The sequence below is a fragment of the Xanthomonas hyacinthi genome (assembly GCF_009769165.1).
GTDB lineage: Bacteria > Pseudomonadota > Gammaproteobacteria > Xanthomonadales > Xanthomonadaceae > Xanthomonas_A > Xanthomonas_A hyacinthi.
Map to the genome: position 1 here is coordinate 342,188 of NZ_CP043476.1, position 16,677 is coordinate 358,864.

Here is a 16,677-nt window from a genome sequence, read left to right on the forward strand (position 1 = left end):
TGCCAACGCCGTGCCGTCGCCGCCATGATCCAATCCGCCGAATTCCACTTCCAGGGCGGCCGCCACGGCGTGCTGCTGATCCATGGCCTGACCGGCACCCCCAGCGAGATGCGCCTGCTCGGCAAGTCCCTGCACCGCGAGGGCTTCAGCGTGCACGGCGTGCAGCTGGCCGGGCACTGCGGCAACGAGGACGACCTGCTCGCCACCGGCTGGCGCGACTGGAGCGCCAGCGTCGAGCAGGCCGCGGCGCGGATGCGCCCGCAGGTGGACAAACTGTTCGTGGCCGGGCTGTCGATGGGCGCGCTGCTGGCGCTGCAATTGGCCGAAGAGCGGCCGGAATGGGTCGATGGCGTCGGCGTGCTCGGCGCCACCTTCCGCTACGACGGCTGGAACATCCCCCGCCGCGCGCGGCTGGCGTTCCTGCTGCCGTGGTTCAAGCGCCTGGGCATCGGCCGCCGCCGCATGTTCCTGGAAGAACCGCCGTACGGCCTGCGCGACGAGCGCATCCGCGCGCAGATCAGCGGTGCGATGCTCGGCGGCGACAGCGCCGCCGCCGGCCTGCCCGGCAATCCGTGGCACGCATTGGCCGAGATGCATCTGCTGTCGCGGCGGGTGCGCCGCAACCTGGCCAAGGTGACCGCGCCGTGCCTGGTCGCGCATGCGGCCGAGGACGACATCGCGCATCTGCGCAACGCGCAACTGGTGGTCGCGAAAGTGTCCGGACCGGTGGAGCTGCTGCTGCTGCACGACAGCTACCACATGATCACCCTGGACCGCGAACGCCGCGTGCTCGGCGCGCGCCTGGCGCAGTTCTTCGCCGCGCAGGCCGCGCCGCGCCAGGCCGCCTGATGGCGCTGCAGGCACCGGTGGTCGGCGTGTGGCTGGCGACGGTGGCGCTGGACACGGTCGGCCAGCTGGCCTTCAAGCACGTGGCCAGCGACCCGCTGGCGAGCGGCGCGGCACGCTGGCGGCGCATGGCGCGGCAACCGTGGCTATGGCTGGGCATGGCCTGCTACGCATTCGAATTCCTGGCCTGGACCGCATTCCTGTCGCTGGTGCCGCTGGGCCGCGGCGTGCTGCTCGGCTCGATCAACATCGTGGCGATCATGCTTGCCGGGCGCTGGCTGTTCGGCGAACGGCTGGGGCGCATGCAGGTGGCCGGGATCTGCCTGGTCAGCGCCGGCGTGGCCGTGGTCGGGCTCGGCACATGAGCCGCCCGCCGCTGCAGCGCTACGCGATCGGCTTCGCCCTGCTGCTGGGCTTCGACACCCTGGCCCAGTTCGGTTTCAAGCTGGGCGGCGCGCATGCGTTCCCGCCGCAGGCCGAGTGGGCCTGGGTGTTGCGCCTGCTCGCCAGCCCCTGGCTGTACGCCGCGCTGCTGGGCTATGTCGGCGCGTTCTTCACCTGGATGAAACTGCTCGAACACGCGCCGATCGGCCCGGCCTTCGCCGCCTCGCATCTGGAGATCGTCAGCGTGCTGCTGTTGTCGGCATGGTGGTTCGGCGAACCGATCGGCGTATTGCAGGCGATCGGCGCAGCGCTGATCGTGGCCGGCATCGTCTGCCTAGCGCTCGGCGAGCGCGCCGCGCCGGCCGATGCGCCCTGAGGTTCCGCCCACCGCCGGCTTGCCGCTGCACTGGCGCGACCTGTGGCCGGCGCGCGCGCCGCAGCGGCTGGCCACGCAACTCGGCTTTCCCGACGCGCTGCTGACCTGCTCCGGCACCGCCGCGCTGGTCATCGCGCTGCGCACCCTGGCCGCCGGCAGCCGCCGCCGACAGGTACTGGTGGCCGCCTACACCTGCCCGCTGGTGGCGCTGGCGGTGGCCCACTGCGGCCTGCAACTGGTGCTGTGCGATCTGCTGCCCGATGCGATCGAACCGGACCCGGCGCAGCTGGCGCAGCGCTGCGGCAACGACACCCTGGCGATCATCGCCACCCACCTGGGCGGCCGCCTGACCGACCTGGAACCGCTGCGCGATGCCGCCGCGGCCTGCGGTGCGATGCTGATCGAGGACGCCGCGCAGGCGCTGGGCGGCGTGCACGCCGACGGCCGCCCGGCCGGCCTTGGCGGCGACATCGGCTTCTGCAGCCTGGCGGTGGGCAAGGGGCCAACGCTGTACGAAGGCGGCTTGCTGATGTCGCCGCATGCGCCGTTGCGGCGCAGCCTGGCCGCGACCGCGGCGCGCCTGGGCCAGCCCGACTGGCGCCGGGAACTGCAGCGCAGCCTGCAATTGCTCGGCTACGCCGCGCTGTACCGGCCGCACCTCTTGCGCTGGGCCTACGGCGCGCCGCTGCGCCGCGCCTTGCGCCGCGGCGACCGCGTGGCCGCGGCCGGCGACCACTTCGATGCGGCGATCCCGCAGCACGCGGTCGGCGCCTGGCGCGAAGCGGTCGGCGTGCGCGCCAGCGCGCGCTGGCCGGCGTTCCTGGCGCAGGCGCGCGCACAGGGCCGGCGCCGCAGCGCACGCCTGTCCACAATCGCCGGGTTGCGGGTGGTCGCCGACAGCCCCGGCGCGCAGGGCAGCTGGCCGGCACTGCTGGTGCTGCTGCCGGACGCGGCCGCGCGCGAGCGCGCGCTGGCGCAGCTGTGGCCGCGCGGACTCGGCGTCGGCCTGCCGTTCGTGCACGCCCTGCCCGACTACGCCTACCTGCGCGACATCGTCGATGCCGCACCGATGCCCCACGCACGCGACTTCGCCGCGCGCTGCCTGAGCATCGGCAACAGCGCGTGGCTGGACGAAAGCGGTTTCGAGGCGATCGTGGCGGTGCTGCGGCAGGTGTGTGCGGAGCGAATGGGATGATGTCGCACCCTGCATACTCCTGTAGGAGCGGCTTCAGCCGCGACAGGATCTATCGGTAAAGCCCGTCGTGGCTGAAGCCGCTCCTACACGGCTCCGCTTTTTGCGCAAACCAGTGCTACCGCGGCAACCCCGCCTCGGCCAGCGCCTGCAACAGCCGCAGGTTCACCTCATGCTGCTGCACCTGCCACGCCGCCAGCGATTGCGGCGACGGCAGCGGCTGCGCGTCCAACGCCGCCAGGCGCCGCTTCCACCATTGCGGATACTGCGCCTGCGACACCTCGCCGGTGATGTCGCTGCCGAGCAGTTGCCCGTGCAGGTAGGCGATGGCGGTGAGCAGGTGCGGCACCCGCAGTTCGCCCTGGTCCCAGTTGGTGCGCACCTCGTCCGGATCCAGTACGTCCTTGTCCAACGACAGATAGGTCGGCATCGGCGTGCTGCGCAGGTCCTGCAGGAAGGCGTCGATCATCTCCATGCTCGAGCCGAAGCCGCGCACCGCCCGGCCCAGGCCCAGGCGCCGCGCCCAGCCCACGTCCACGCCGCCGCACCAGTAGCGCAGCTTGCCGCGGTACAGCGGCCGCAGATGGTTTTCCCAGGCGTGCGCGGCACCGACATCGCCCGAGGTGATCCCGACCACTTCCACCCGCGCCACCTGCGGCAGCGCCGCCACCCGCCACACCCAGGAGCCGCAATGCACCGCGAACGGGAAACGCATGTTGTCGGGATGGTTGTCGAACACCACCACCCGCAGCGGCGCCTGCGCACGCTGCGCCAGCCGTACGATCAGCGGCAGGCTCAGGTGATGGAAATCGCCGCTGCCCAGCAGCACGGTGCCGTGCCGTGCCGGCAGCAAGCCGTCGAGGGCGGCGCCGAAACGCCGCAGCCGGCGCAGCGAACAGGCGAAGCGCAGTCCGTCGCGCCACGCCTGCAGCGGCAGGCGCACCGCGCCCGGCACCACGCCGAGCGAGCCATCCAGGTCCAGCAGTACCGGTGCGCTCATCTCACTCCGCCAGGTCGGCATCGGTGTCGGCCGTGCCGACGTCGTCGGCTTCGAACAACGGCCGCAGCCGCCGCAGCGCGATGCGCAGCAACGGGTTGCGCAGGTACACCGCATGCCAGGTGTAGGTGAAGCTGGCGCCGAGCTGCGCCTTCACTTCCGGATCGGTCCAGCCGGCCACGTAGGCGCGCAGGCCGTGGCAGCAGGCGTAGTCCAGGTTGTGCATCCAGCTCAGCGCGTACAGGTTGTGCTCGCGCGCCTCCGGATAGTGCAGGCCGATGTACTTGTCCAGCAGCCGCCCGTCGTGCACGTAGCACAGGTTCCAGCCGATCAGCCGGCCCTGGTGGCGATAGGTGAACACTAGGCCGCCGGAGTCCGCGTCGGTCAGCAACGCATCGAAGAACGCGGCGGTCAGCAGGTCGAAATGCACCTCGCTCTGCGCATAGACCTGCAGGTATAGCGCATAGCAGTGCGCGCGCAGCGCCGGGTCGGCGAAGGCGGCGCCGGTCGGCAGTTCCTCGATCTGCAGGTCGGCGCGTGAGCGCAGTTTGCGGCGGATGTTGCGGCGGCGGCCGCGCGACAGGCGCGCCAGGTAGTCGTCGGTGGAGGCGAAATCGATCGGCACCCAGGCCAGCGCCTGCCCGCGCAGCAGCACGTAGCCGCTGCGCTCGCAGGCCTCCAGGAACACGTGTGCCCAGGCGTTGTCGGTGGCATCGAGCAGCGGCGAATGCTGCGGGATGTCCTTGACGATCAGCAGCGGATGCTTGCGCCCCAGTTGCGCCCGCCACTGGCGGGGCAACTGCGCCGGGTCGGCCGCGCGCGGCAGCCAGGCGTATTCGCTGACGGTGCTGCCGACGAAGCTGGTGCGCGGGCGCAGCCAGCGCTGCCACAGCCGCTGCAGCGGCCAGCCGGCCACGCGCGCGCGCAGCGCCGGGTCGGCGGTGGTCAGCAGGTCGAACGCGGCTTCGAAGGTCGGCACGCCGTGCTCCAGGGTCCGCGCCAGGAAGTCCTGCGGGGGATGCGCGAGGAACTGCTGCTGCAACGCCTGCGGTTCGAGTTGGCTTACGAAAGGCATCTGCAAGATTGACCGGCTAGCGTGGAGGATGGACGCCGCAGCCGTGGGCCGCGGCATGCCTTCCACCGGCGGAACACGCCGCACGGTGGCCTTTCATTTCGCGGAGGACTGCCATGACCCCGTCTATCGAGACACAGATCCACAGCATCGTCGCCAAGCACGGCGAGATCGATCCCGCCGGCCTGACCGCCGACACCAAACTGCAGGACCTGGGCGTGGATTCGCTCGAGGCGATCGAAATCCTGTTCGACATCGAGGAGCACTTCGACATCACCTTCCCGCAGCGCGATCCGAACCTGGACGACGGTTCGCTGGGCAAGCTGGCCGAGGCGGTGCAGCAAGCGCTGGACGCCAAGGCCGCCGCCGCGGCGCTGGCACCGGCGCACTGAGCCGGCATGGACCGCTCGGCGCAGGGACAACGCGTCGTCGTCACCGGGATGGGCGCGGTCAGCGCGCTCGGCCTGGGTGCCGATGCCCTGTGGCGCGGCATGCGCGAAGGCCGTAGCGGCATCGCCGCGCTGGCCACGCCCGATCCGCAGGCCACGCTGAAGATGCGCCTGGCCGCCACCGTGCCCGGTTTCGCGCCGCAGGCGGCGCAGCTGGGCGGCATCGCGCCCGGCCAGTTGGACCGCATGACGCAGATGGCGCTGGTCGCGGCCTGCGAAGCGGTGGCCCAATCCGGACTGGACCTGCACGGCGCAGGCGGCGCACGCGGCGCGGTGGTGCTCGGCACCGGCGTCGGCGCCGAACTCAGCCGCGACGAACAGTCGCGGCGGCTGTACCGCGAGCAGGCCGAGCGCCTGCATCCGCTGACCATCGTGCGCAGCATGAACAACGCCCCGGTCAGCCAGATCAGCATCGCCTTCGGCCTGCGCGGCCCGGCCTTCGCCGTGTCCAGCGCCTGCGCCTCGGCCAACCATGCGCTGGCGCAAGCCGCGCTGCTGATCCGCCACGGTCTGGCCGACGTGGCCATCAGCGGCGGCAGCGAAGCCTGCCTGAGCCTGCCGCTGATCCGCGCCTGGGAGGCGATGCGGGTGGTCAGCGACGACACCTGCCGGCCGTTCTGCGCGCAGCGCAGCGGCCTGGTACTGGGCGAAGGCGCCGGCGTGTTCGTGCTGGAAAGCGCCGCGCACGCGGCCGCGCGCGGCGCCGTCCCGCTGGCCGAACTGGCCGGCTTCGGCCTGGGCGCCGATGCGCACGACATCGTCGCGCCCAGCGTCGACGGCGCCGCCACCGCGATGCGCCTGGCCCTGCAGGACGCCGGCCTGGAGCCGCAGCAGATCGACTACATCAACGCCCACGGCACCGGCACCCTGGCCAACGACCGTTGCGAGACGCAGGCGATCCGGCAGGTGTTCGGCAACCATGCCGATGCGTTGGCGGTGAGTTCGACCAAGGCGGTACACGGCCATGCGCTCGGCGCCGCCGGCGCGCTGGAACTGGTCGCGGCGATCGGCGCGTTGCGCGAGCAGACGCTGCCGCCGACCGCAAACTTCCTCGATCCGGATCCGGACTGCGACCTGGACTACGTGCCCAACCAGGCCCGCGCGCAACCGGTGCGCGCGGTACTCAGCAATTCCTTCGCCTTCGGCGGCCTCAACGCGGTACTCGCCTTGCGCGAAGCGCGCTGAGGCGCAGGCCGCGGCGGCGGACGGGAGGCAACGCGGCGCCAACGCGCTGTCTCCCGCCATTTCACGCCACCCGCTTGGCGCGGGTCAGCAACTGGTCCAGCAGCGACAAGCCCAGATCGATCTCGTCGTGGCTGATGTGCAGCGACGGCGCCAGGGTGATCACGTTCTTGTAGTAGCCGCCCACGTCCAGCACCAGGCCGATGCGCTTGCCGTTGTGGCGCAGCTCGCCCTCCAGGCCCATGTCCACCATCGTGTCGAGCAGCTTGCGGTTCGGGGTGAAGCCGTCCGCCTGGCAGATCTCCGCACGCAGCGCCAGGCCCAGGCCGTCGACGTCGCCGATTTCCGGATGGCGCTTCTGCAGGTCGCGCAGGCCGCCCAGGAAATGCGCGCCCTTGGCCATGACCATGCTCTCGTAATCGGTCTCGGCCAGCATGCGCATGGTCTCCAGGCCCACCGCGGTGCCGAGCGGATTGGAGGCGAAGGTGGAATGGGTCGAGCCCGGCGGGAACACGGTCGGGTTGATCAGTTCCTCGCGCGCCCAGATCCCGGCCAGCGGATTGAGCCCGTTGGTCAGCGCCTTGCCGAACACCAGCACGTCCGGGGTCACCCCGAAATGCTCGATCGCCCACAGCTTGCCGGTGCGGAAGAAGCCCATCTGGATCTCGTCCACCACCAGCAGGATGCCGTACTTGTCGAGCACCCGCTTCAGGCCGGTGAAGAAGTTCGGCGGCGGGATCACGTAGCCGCCGGTGCCCTGGATCGGCTCGACGTAGAACGCGGCGTACTCGCATTGCCCGGCCTTGGGGTCCCACACGCCGTTGTACTCGGTCTCGAACAGGCGTTCGAACCTGGCCACGCACTGCTCGCCGTACTCTTCCTTGGAAATGCCCTTGGGGCCGCGGAAGTGGTACGGGAATTCGATGAACTGGGCGCGGTCGAAATGGCCGTAGCGGCGCCGGTAGCGGTACGAGGAGGTGATCGCCGAAGCGCCCAGGGTGCGGCCGTGGTAGCCGCCCTCGAAGGCGAACATCAGGCTCTTGCCGCCAGTGGCGTTGCGCACCAGCTTCAGCGAATCCTCCACCGACTGCGCGCCGCCGACGTTGAAGTGCACGCGGCCCTTGCGGCCCCACTTGCGTTCGGCGTCCTTGGCGATGGTCTTGGCCAGTTCGATCTTGGTCGGGTGCAGATACTGGCTGGCCACCTGCGGCAGGCTGTCGATCTGCCGCTTCAACGCACCGTTCAGGCGCGGATTGGCGTAGCCGAAATTGACCGCCGAATACCACATCTGCAGGTCCAGGTACGGCACGTCCTCGGTGTCGTACAGATAGCTGCCGTCGCAGTGCGCGAAGATCCGCGGCGGCTCGCTGTAGTGCACGGTGTCGCCGAACGAGCAGTACTCGGCCTCGTCGGCCAGCATCTGCGCATCGCTGAGCGCGCGGTCATAGCCGGGGCCGGTGCGCCGCAGCGCGTCCGGGTCGGGCGCGGCCGGCGGCAGGCCGTCGGGCGCGGCGAGGTCGAGCGTGTCGAGATCGCCGTGCAGCGGCGCAAGCGCGGTGGGGAGCGGAACATTCCGGTTCATGAGGATCAGGCTCGTTGGGAAACGGGGAGTGGGAGGCGCGGAGTGGCCGCGACCGGCGCGGCGAGCTCGTGCAGCAGGGCGATGGCGTCGTTGAACCCGCCGATCGCGCGGTGGGCGATGCCGCTGCCGCGGCAATGGCGTAAAAGGCCGTCCTTGGCGAAGACCAGGTCGGCCTTGCCGGCCACGCAGAAATCGGAGCGGCCGTCGCCGACCAGCAAGGTGGAACGCGCCGGTGCCTGCTGGGCCATGACCGCGCACTTGCAGGTGCCGCTGGCGCAGCCAGGCTGCGCATGCGGCGAGGCCATGCGCCATTGCCCGGCGTCGGTGCGCAGCAGGCGGTTGGCGATGATCGGCAACTGGTGCAGGCCGTGCCGCGCCAGGATCCGCGCGATGGGATAATCCAGGCCGTCGCTGACGATGCTCAGCGGCATGCCGAGGTCGCGCGCCAGATCCACGAAGCGCACGAACCCCGGATCGATGCGGACCTCGTCGAGCACCCGGTGCAGCGCATCCACGTCGCCGTCGAGCAGCGCCACCTGGCCGCGCATGCACTCGCGCGCACCGATCCGCCCGGCCACCCAATCGTCTTCCAGCGCGCGCCAGCCAGGGCCGCCGAGACGCTCGAGCAAGGTGTCGGTCACGTCCTGCAGCGACACGGTACCGTCGAAATCGCAAAGAATCTTCCACTGGGCGCGCAAGGCGGCTCTCCGGCTCATTCGGGCAGAGCCTAGGCGGGCTGTCTTTCGTGCTCCTTTCCACGTGCCGACAGCGCCGCCCGGCAGCGCGCAGCTGGCCGGCAGGCCCGACCGGCATGCTGCGATGGCGGCGGCGAACTAGCTTTCGATCCCTGGACGCAGCGTGCATGCGCCTGGCCGATGCGGCAGAAGACGCCACATTGCAGCCCTGACACGCATGCCGCCGGTGCCGGGACGCAGCGTCGGCCGATGACGCTGCCGCCCTGTGCTGCCGAATGACTCTCTGCAGATCGGGCTGCCTGCGCTCGATTCAGGCCAAATCCCTGTCCCACGGAGCTACAGGCATGAACGCCCGCATGAGTTCATCGACGACCGCCCTGATCTTGGGCGCCAGATCCCGCGTTGCCGGCCATAGTGCGTGGATCGAAGAACCCTCGACGCCTTGCGCCGCGAAAACCGTCTGCAGCGTGCCGCTCCTCAGTTCATCGGCCACCAGCCAGGTAGGAAACTGCGCGATGCCCAGGCCATCGAGCACAGCCGCGCGCAACGCATCTCCATCGCTGATGGTGTGCCGCCCCTTGATCTTGACCTTCACGGCACGTCCCTCGCCATCCAGCAGTTGCCACGGGAACACGTCGCCACTTCGTCCGAAGGTGATGCAATCGTGGCCTGCAAGCTCGCCGATGGATGTTGGGGCTCCATGTTCTGCGAAGTAGGCCGGCGAGCCGCAGGTGACCGTTCTCTGAAGCCCCAGATAACGCGCCGAAAGAGAGGCGCTGTTGCCTGGCTCTCCCAAGCGCACCGCCAGGTCGATGGTCTCTTCCAGCAGATCGACCGCGCGGTCCGAAAACGCCACGTCCAGCGCGAGCTTCAGGTGCCGCCGAACGAGGTCGCGCAGCACCGGCATCACCCACCGCCTCCCGAAGGTCACCGGCAGGCTGATGCGCAGGGTTCCCGACACCTCTCTGCGGCGCGAGGCGGCCCGCGACTCGGCCTCGTCCAATTCGGCGAGCACGCGCAGGCAGCTTTGATAGAAGTCGGCCCCCTCCGCAGTCAGCGCAAGCCGCCGGGTGGTTCGGTCGAGCAGGCGCACGCCCAATCGCTGCTCCAGTGTCGCCACGCCCTTGCCCACTGCCGACTTGGAAAGACCGATTCTCTGCCCGGCCGCGGTGAAACTGCCGGCCTCCACTGCCTGGACGAAGACGGTGATGCCTTGGAGACGGGAGGCACTGTAGGTCGTCATGCTGGCACCAATTGAAGAATTTAAGTAGCCAGTTTATGCGGAATTATTCTCAACCCACGCATTTTGTTCGCCTATAAGCTGAGCCATCGCGATTGAGCGACATGCGAAGGAGTAATGAAATGGCGTCCGAATCCATGAAGGCCTGGCAATTGCCTGCCTTTGGGCTGCAACACCTGGAACTGGCGCAGCGGCCGGTGCCGCGCCCTGGCCCCGACGAAGTGCTGGTCAAGGTCGCGGCGGTCTCGCTGAATTACCGGGACAAATTGGTGGTCAACGGCGAACTGTTGCCGGAGCGGCCGCGAATGCCATTGGTCCCGATTTCCGACATGGCCGGGGAAGTGGTCGAACTGGGTTCGCAAACCCGTCGTTTCGAGGTCGGCGACCGGGTCATGGGCAACTTCTGGACGCAATGGCTAGACGGTGAGCCGCCGCGGGCGATGCTCAAGCACGGCTTGTCGCTGGGCGGCCCGCTACCGGGCATGCTTGCAGAATATGTCGTGCTTCCCGAGGAGGTGGCCGTCGCGGCGCCCTCGTCCTTGTCGAATGAAGAGGCCTCCACCCTGCCCGTCGCAGCCCTCACGGCCTGGTTCGCGCTGGTGGAAGCAGGACGGCTGCGGAAAGGACAGACGGTACTGGTCCAGGGCACCGGCGGCGTGTCGTTGTTCGGCCTGCAGTTCGCCCAAGCGCTGGGAGCGCGCGTGATCGTGACGTCGCGCAGCGACGCCAAGCTGGCCCGTGCGAAAGCGCTTGGCGCCTGGGCCAGCATCAACACCCGCCATGTTGCTGCCTGGGCGCAAGCAGCGCTCGACCTGACCAATGGCGATGGCGTCGATCAGGTGCTGGAACTGATCGGCGGGGACAATCTGCGCCAGTCCGTCGAAGCCCTGGCCGGGTCCGGGCATATCCTGCAGATAGGCTTCCTGGATGACACCGAGCTGCGCATGCCGGCTATTCCGCTGATGCTCAGGCGCGCCACCTTGCGAGGTGTTTCTGTTGGACACCGGCGTGCATTCGAGGAGATGAACCAGGCCATTGACCGGCATGGCATCAAGCCGGTGATCGACAAGGTGTTTTCGTTCGCTGAAGCGCATGCGGCGTTTGCGCGCCTCGAACACGGGCCATTCGGAAAACTGGTCATCAAGGTCGGCCAGTAGCCTCGGAGTCTCGAATCGAGGCGGCCGGCGAGCGCCACGCCAAAGGCTCTGCGGGGCGGCGGAAGCCGAAGCGCCGAAGGATGCCGCCACCGTGGCGGATGAGCAACCGCAGGCCGAGGCACTGGCCGCGTGACCCTGCACCACAGAGTAGCGTCCCGGTTCCGACCGGGGCGCTTCATTCCGAAGATTTCCCATGAGCCGCAACACCACGAGCCGCCCCCGGATGGCGGCAGTCATGCCCCCGGCACGGTACGCGCTCGTCGCTGGCATGGCGATGGCGACGTGCGCGGCTACCGTCCGCCTAGGGTCGATGTATTTGCTCGAACGTCTTTCGAATGTCGTCCACGAGAACCTCCGGTTGCTCCATGGCCGCGAAGTGCCCGCCGGCGGTGCCCTCGTTGAAATACACCACTTGACTGTATCGCCGCTCGAGCCAACGACGTGACTTGCGCACATGCTCCTTCGGCAGCATCGTGAAGCCCGTGGGAACCGTAATCGGGCCGGGGGGCTGCCCTCCCGCAGGGCCACCCACCTTGGCCAGCTCCCAGTAGAGCCGGGCCGCGGAAGCCCCGGAATCGTTCAGCCAGTACATCATGACGTGGTCGAGTATCTCGTCCTTGGTGAAGGTCCCCTCCGCGTCGCCACGCGTGCCTCCTGTGTCCTGGAACATCGCGTAAATCCACGCGGCCAATCCTGCGGGCGAGTCCGCCAGCGAGTAGCCGAGGGTCTGTGGTCGCGTCGATTGCACCTTGGCGTAGCCTGAGAGTTGATCCCAAAACTGGCTGGCGTCCTTCAGCATTTCCTTTTCGGCAGGCGTCGCCTCGGCGGCCTCGGCAGGCGTGGTCATGAACATCGCGAAGTTCAGGTGCATGCCGACCAAACCCTTGGGTCGTTTTCGGGCAATCGCATCGCACACACCGGCGCCCAGGTCGCCCCCCTGGAGCGCCCAGCGGTCCTCGTAGCCAAGACGCCGAACGAGCTCAATCCAGGCGTCGGCAATGCGCGGCAAGCCCCATCCGGTGGCTGTGGGCTTGCCAGAAAAGCCGAAGCCCGGCATCGACGGGGCGATGACATGGAAGGCCTGCGGCCGTGCTCCGCCGCGCGACGGCGGATGGGTCAGCGGCTCGATCACCTTCTTGAACTCCAGCACCGAGCCAGGCCAGCCATGGCACAGGACGAGAGGGAGCGCATCCGGATGCAGCGACCGCGCATGAAGGAAGTGCACCGTGAGGCCGTCGATCTCGGTGGTGTATTGGCCAACCCGATTCAGCAGCTCTTCCGTCTGGCGCCAGTCGTAGCCGGTACGCCAGTGCTCGCACAAGGCGCGCATTGTTCCGAGACGGACACCCTGCGTCGTGTCTTCGACGGTCTCCTTGTCGGGGAATCGGGTGCGCGCCAATCGCTCGTGCAGATCGAGGAGTTGCGCTTCAGATACTTTCAGCTGCAAGGGTGAGATGAGGGCTGTGTTCATGGGTGGCTTCTTTTCCGGTAAATGTGCTGCCGCAGGCGGTTCCTTGAGCTGCAACGCCCAGCCAATACCGGGGAGAGCAGCAGAGGCCATCGATCCGAGAAACGTTCTGCGTTTCATACTTCTGCCTGGGTGCTTGATTTCCGCTGCTGCAGCAGCTCGCGAACGCTCGTCCAGCGGATCTCCGGGTATCGGTCGTTGTCCAGAGACAAGAGCTTGCCTTGCCCGGTGAACATGTTGTGCAGGTATTGCATGCCCTGGAATGGCGGGAAGACGCTGGCCTCGCTCGCGGGATCGGCGGCGCGTACGGCCCGTATGCGATCGGCCAACTCGCTCAGGGCGCCCTCGCATGCCAGTTCGTAGGGTGCCCCGAAGACATCTCGCGCGATGCCCGCCAGGTCGCGTGCGCTGGCCTCGTTGCCTGCGATGCGCAGAAAGCGCGGTGCCGCTGCGTCCAGGGCTGCCGCAGCGGTGAACTCACCCACATCGTCCATCGCGGTGAAGTCCAGGCGTTGATCGGGCGACCCCCAGTAGGCAACCCGGCATCGAGCGAAGTCGTAGAGGGGCGAGCGTGTCCACGCAAGCATGTCGGCGAATGCGCCGTTGAGGATCGATGTCGCCCGTACCGGCGACTTCGCAAGCACGTCGTGAAATGTGCGACGCAGATCGAAATTACGGTTCTCTCCGGGCGGAACCTTGGTCAAGTCGCAGGAGAAATCGGACGGCATGAATCGCGGCACCTCGGCCGCTTCGACGGCACCCAGCAAGTTGGTCTGCGCGTCCACGATGACGTCTGCGAGGCCCGACAGTGCCGATACCACGCAGGACGATCCGCGGACAGCTTCAGTCAGCCCGGGGCCATCCTCGAATGACACCGAGCGCACGTCGGCTCCCGCGCGCAGCAACGCTTCGTGACCGCGATGAGAGGAGGTGCTGCGCAGCAACGCGCGGACAGATGCGCCTCTGCGCGCCAGCGCGAGTGCGACGCGCTGGCCGAGTTGTCCGGTGGCTCCGGCGACCGTCACGATGTTGTTCATACCCATCCGTTTCCGTTTCTCCTTACAGAGCAAGCCTGCATCGTAGGAAGCCGCGTCGTGCCGTCATAGCCAAAGAGTGTGGACGCGTCGTTCCGGATGTGGAACGATCTGGGCATGCAACTCTCCGATCTGAGGATCTTTCTTCGCGTGCTCGACAGCGGCTCGCTGTCGGGGGCGGCGCGCGCAACCGGCCTACCCAAGTCGTCGATCAGCCGTGCGCTGAATCGGCTGGAGTCCGACGTGGGCGCGGCGCTGCTCGACCGCTCGGGACGGCGCGTGAAGGTCACTGACGCAGGTAGCGCGTTGCAGCCGCACGCAGTGTCTCTGCTGAGCGCTGCCGACGAGGCACAGGCGTCCATCGACAGCACCGCCGGGCTGTTGCGCGGCACGCTCAAGGTGAATGCCCCGTTTGCACTCGCCGCCATCTTGCTTTCGCCCATGCTCGCGGACTTCCTGAAGCGGTATCCAGACCTCGACCTGGTGCTGGAAGTCGACAACCGCAGGGTCGACCTCGCCGCCGAAGAGGTCGATGTCGCCTTGCGCATCGGCCCGCTGCCCAGCTCGGAGCTCGTCGCACGCCACCTCACGGACATGGCGCTGTGGACGTGCGCCAGTCCTGCTTATCTGGTGGCGCACGGAATGCCGCACGAACCGTCGCAGCTGAGTGCCCATCGCCTGCTGTCACGCATCAACCAGCCCGCGCGCTGGCGCTATACCTCGGCAAAGGGCGAGCACCTCGACGTAAGCGTGCCGCCCCGCACCGTCATCCCTGATGTCGCTGCGTTGTTGCCGATCCTCATCGGCGGCTGTGGCATCGGCCGACTGCCAGACTTCCTCGCGGCGCCGGCCATCCGGGACGGCTCACTGACGCGATTGCTGCCACACCACGCATCGGATGTCGTCCAATTGCACGCCGTGTACACCAACCGGAAGACGCTTTCGACGAAGGCGCGGGTCTTCATCGATGCCGTTGCCTGTCACCTGTCCGAACTGCAGCGAACGTGGAAATAGGCGCCCTGCGCCTGGCCAATGAGATAGGTCGTTCGTTGCTCAGTAAAGCGGTACGCCGTAAGGCAAGTGTTCGATGCCGGAGCGAGCGGAAGGACGGATTCGTCGCTAGTGGCTGGATGGCCCGCGCCGACTGACCAACCTGCATCCCATCACAGGCCGCGCCTTGTCGCGCGCCGTGTGGTGGATTCTCGAAGCGTAGGAATAACGCGCTGCACCGGTTAAGAATCCGGGCACGGCAGTGGCCCACAGCACCCGGTTTCAACGTCCAAAGCAAAGTCGCCACGTCGCCGCCTTCGACCAGGCGGCGATGTGGCGATGTGGCGAGCGCACAAGTGCCTTACGCGGCATGGCGATCGGTGCCCGCAGACGTGGGCAAGGTTTCGCTGGCGCCCCGCCGCAATGGGTGGGGCTTGTGTGCTACGCCCCGGCTTGCTGCGACAGGTTGCGCAAAAGCGTGCCGTCCTCGACGCTGGCCGTTCGTCGCCCGCTCGTCACGAAGGCGAGAACGGCGCGCACGACCTGATCTGGTCGCGCAGCAAGCCAGCGGTCTGACGGCCACCCGACGCGCCCCGCCCATCGCGGCGGGGTGCGTCACCGACAAAGGCCGCTATGGGCTGCGCGTGTTGAAGCAGCGCAGCATTGTCGTGAATCGCCGTAGTTGATCGTCGCTCCAGGGATCAGTGCGCCCATAGAAAGCGAGACTCCGTTGATCGATGCCAGCTTCAGGCGCTTGCGGCCGTCCTCGGTGAGCAGCGCGACGACCGCAAAGAGAAGCGCTGATTCGCCAATTTCCGATCGAAATTGGTGTCGGTCGGGTCTTCAATGGTTTTCTCCCGCTCGAAGGTGCGCTGCCTTGGCGGCATGCTGAATTCAGCTCGACCCATATATACAGCTTATCTGTACAGTAAAACTGCATGTGTGGTATCATCGCCTCATGACCAAACAATCACGCACGTCCGAAGCTCATCAGTCAGCCGCCCTGGCCGGTGAGCTGCGCATTTCCATGGGCAAACTGATGCGACGGTTGCGGGAGCAGGCGCATCCGGGCGACTTCACCTCCGCCCAGAAGTCGGTTCTCCTTCGTCTGGATCGCGACGGGCCTGCAACCGTCTCCGCTCTCGCCCGGGCGGAGAGCGTGCGTCCGCAGTCCATGCGCATCACAGTGGCCGGTCTGGAGGCCATTGGGGCCGTCAGTGGTGAGTCCGACCCGGCCGATGGCCGGCAAACCCTGATCAACCTGACCCCCACTTTCCGAAAAACCCTCAGGACCAGCCGGGCCGCCAAAGAAGACTGGCTGCTCCGTGCTTTGCAAGCGCAACTGTCGCCCCAGGAACAGGACGCACTCGCGGCCGCAGTGAAACTGCTGCAGCGGCTCGCAGACTTCTGAGCAGCCCCAGACCCATTCAGGAAAAACATGGCTCTCACCACGCTCGATCCGAACACCGCCCTCATCGTCGTCGATCTGCAAAAAGGTCTTGTCGGCGCCCCTTTCATCCACCCCATAGGCAAGGTCGTGGAGCGCTCGCGTGCACTGCTCCACGCGTTTCGCGAACGCGGCTTGCCAGTTGTGCTGGTCAACGTCGCCGGTGGAGCACCGGGCCGCACCGAGCGGCCGCGCCGCAGCGAACCATTTCCGGCCGGATGGACAGACCTGATTGCCGAACTCGACCAGCAGCCCGGTGACATTGTCGTGACGAAGCGGACCTGGGGTGCGTTCGTCAGCACCGACCTTGAGGGCCGGCTGAAGGCACTGGGCGTCACCCAGGTGGTCGTCACCGGCGTCGCTACCGGGACCGGCGTCGAGTCGACAGCTCGACAAGCGTATGAGCATGGCTTCAACGTCACTTTGGCCGTTGACGCGATGACGGACGGGAGTCCCGAGGCACATGAGTACAGCATCAAGCACGTCTTCCCGAAGCTCGGCGAAACGGGTACGGCGCAAGACATCATCGATCTGCTTGGAACGAGGAGCGCCTGAATATGGAATGG

17 protein-coding genes are annotated in these 16,677 nt (G+C 67.8%); 10 read left to right on the forward strand and 7 right to left on the reverse strand.

The features are described 5' to 3' along the window. Nucleotides 1-24 precede the first annotated feature (24 nt). From FZ025_RS01610 to FZ025_RS01625, 4 genes are read left to right on the forward strand one after another with little or no spacing between them, the layout of a single operon-like run. The gene (locus FZ025_RS01610; RefSeq protein ID WP_046981511.1) at nucleotides 25-849 is read left to right on the forward strand and encodes an alpha/beta hydrolase; all 825 of its coding nucleotides are present in this window, start codon (nucleotides 25-27) and stop codon (nucleotides 847-849) included. After that, entirely contained in the window at nucleotides 849-1,211 is a 363-nt protein-coding gene (locus tag FZ025_RS01615) for an EamA family transporter (RefSeq protein ID WP_009593961.1), read from the forward strand. The genes FZ025_RS01610 and FZ025_RS01615 overlap by 1 nt, the downstream gene beginning before the upstream one ends. Next, nucleotides 1,208-1,606 carry a DMT family transporter gene (locus tag FZ025_RS01620; protein ID WP_046981510.1) on the forward strand — a complete coding sequence of 133 codons (399 nt, stop codon included), beginning with the start codon at nucleotides 1,208-1,210 and terminating at the stop codon, nucleotides 1,604-1,606. Before FZ025_RS01615 ends, FZ025_RS01620 begins: the two co-directional genes overlap by 4 nt. After that, entirely contained in the window at nucleotides 1,596-2,801 is a 1,206-nt protein-coding gene (locus FZ025_RS01625) for a DegT/DnrJ/EryC1/StrS family aminotransferase (protein WP_046981509.1), read from the forward strand. Before FZ025_RS01620 ends, FZ025_RS01625 begins: the two co-directional genes overlap by 11 nt. A 115-nt stretch (nucleotides 2,802-2,916) precedes the next feature. On the opposite strand, the gene FZ025_RS01630 is transcribed toward FZ025_RS01625, so the two are convergent. Both FZ025_RS01630 and FZ025_RS01635 read right to left on the reverse strand, forming a co-directional pair. Next, entirely contained in the window at nucleotides 2,917-3,798 is an 882-nt protein-coding gene (locus FZ025_RS01630) for an arginase family protein (protein WP_208803720.1), read from the reverse strand. Between the two features lies 1 nt (nucleotide 3,799). Continuing rightward, the gene (locus tag FZ025_RS01635) at nucleotides 3,800-4,870 is read right to left on the reverse strand and encodes a GNAT family N-acetyltransferase (RefSeq protein WP_104558817.1); all 1,071 of its coding nucleotides are present in this window, start codon (nucleotides 4,868-4,870) and stop codon (nucleotides 3,800-3,802) included. A 113-nt stretch (nucleotides 4,871-4,983) separates the two neighbouring features. Between FZ025_RS01635 and FZ025_RS01640 the strand changes: the two genes are divergently transcribed. Both FZ025_RS01640 and FZ025_RS01645 read left to right on the forward strand, forming a co-directional pair. Further along, complete coding sequence (locus tag FZ025_RS01640; RefSeq protein WP_046981506.1) at nucleotides 4,984-5,259, forward strand: acyl carrier protein; 276 nt, start codon at nucleotides 4,984-4,986, stop codon at nucleotides 5,257-5,259. A gap of 6 nt (nucleotides 5,260-5,265) precedes the next feature. Next, nucleotides 5,266-6,501 carry a beta-ketoacyl-[acyl-carrier-protein] synthase family protein gene (locus FZ025_RS01645; protein ID WP_046981505.1) on the forward strand — a complete coding sequence of 412 codons (1,236 nt, stop codon included), beginning with the start codon at nucleotides 5,266-5,268 and terminating at the stop codon, nucleotides 6,499-6,501. A gap of 61 nt (nucleotides 6,502-6,562) precedes the next feature. Here the strand turns inward: FZ025_RS01645 and FZ025_RS01650 are convergent, their stop codons facing one another. From FZ025_RS01650 to FZ025_RS01660, 3 genes are all read right to left on the reverse strand, one after another. Beyond that, on the reverse strand, nucleotides 6,563-7,918 hold the full coding sequence (locus tag FZ025_RS01650; RefSeq protein WP_208803773.1) for an aspartate aminotransferase family protein: 1,356 nt from the start codon (nucleotides 7,916-7,918) through the stop codon (nucleotides 6,563-6,565). A gap of 167 nt (nucleotides 7,919-8,085) precedes the next feature. Beyond that, complete coding sequence (locus tag FZ025_RS01655; RefSeq protein ID WP_046981503.1) at nucleotides 8,086-8,796, reverse strand: MtnX-like HAD-IB family phosphatase; 711 nt, start codon at nucleotides 8,794-8,796, stop codon at nucleotides 8,086-8,088. A gap of 289 nt (nucleotides 8,797-9,085) precedes the next feature. Then, nucleotides 9,086-10,018, reverse strand: coding sequence for a LysR family transcriptional regulator (locus FZ025_RS01660; protein WP_046981502.1), 933 nt, complete (start codon nucleotides 10,016-10,018; stop codon nucleotides 9,086-9,088). Between the two features lie 119 nt (nucleotides 10,019-10,137). On the opposite strand from FZ025_RS01660, the gene FZ025_RS01665 reads away from it, so the two are divergent. Then, nucleotides 10,138-11,172 (forward strand): zinc-dependent alcohol dehydrogenase family protein, encoded by a 1,035-nt coding sequence (locus FZ025_RS01665; RefSeq protein WP_104558818.1) that lies wholly within the window; start codon nucleotides 10,138-10,140, stop codon nucleotides 11,170-11,172. A 301-nt stretch (nucleotides 11,173-11,473) separates the two neighbouring features. Here the strand turns inward: FZ025_RS01665 and FZ025_RS01670 are convergent, their stop codons facing one another. Together FZ025_RS01670 and FZ025_RS01675 are read right to left on the reverse strand one after the other, a co-directional pair. Further along, on the reverse strand, nucleotides 11,474-12,643 hold the full coding sequence (locus FZ025_RS01670; protein ID WP_046981501.1) for an epoxide hydrolase family protein: 1,170 nt from the start codon (nucleotides 12,641-12,643) through the stop codon (nucleotides 11,474-11,476). Between the two features lie 113 nt (nucleotides 12,644-12,756). Continuing rightward, on the reverse strand, nucleotides 12,757-13,677 hold the full coding sequence (locus tag FZ025_RS01675) for an NmrA family NAD(P)-binding protein (protein WP_208803721.1): 921 nt from the start codon (nucleotides 13,675-13,677) through the stop codon (nucleotides 12,757-12,759). Nucleotides 13,678-13,791: 114 nt separating this feature from the next. Between FZ025_RS01675 and FZ025_RS01680 the strand changes: the two genes are divergently transcribed. From FZ025_RS01680 to FZ025_RS01690, 3 genes are all read left to right on the forward strand, one after another. Beyond that, the gene (locus FZ025_RS01680) at nucleotides 13,792-14,688 is read left to right on the forward strand and encodes a LysR family transcriptional regulator (RefSeq protein ID WP_158185513.1); all 897 of its coding nucleotides are present in this window, start codon (nucleotides 13,792-13,794) and stop codon (nucleotides 14,686-14,688) included. A 934-nt stretch (nucleotides 14,689-15,622) separates the two neighbouring features. Next, nucleotides 15,623-16,075: a MarR family winged helix-turn-helix transcriptional regulator gene (locus FZ025_RS01685; protein WP_046980775.1), complete on the forward strand. Its 453-nt coding sequence runs from the start codon at nucleotides 15,623-15,625 to the stop codon at nucleotides 16,073-16,075. Between the two features lie 27 nt (nucleotides 16,076-16,102). Continuing rightward, nucleotides 16,103-16,666: an isochorismatase family protein gene (locus tag FZ025_RS01690; protein WP_046980776.1), complete on the forward strand. Its 564-nt coding sequence runs from the start codon at nucleotides 16,103-16,105 to the stop codon at nucleotides 16,664-16,666. Nucleotides 16,667-16,677 lie beyond the last annotated feature (11 nt).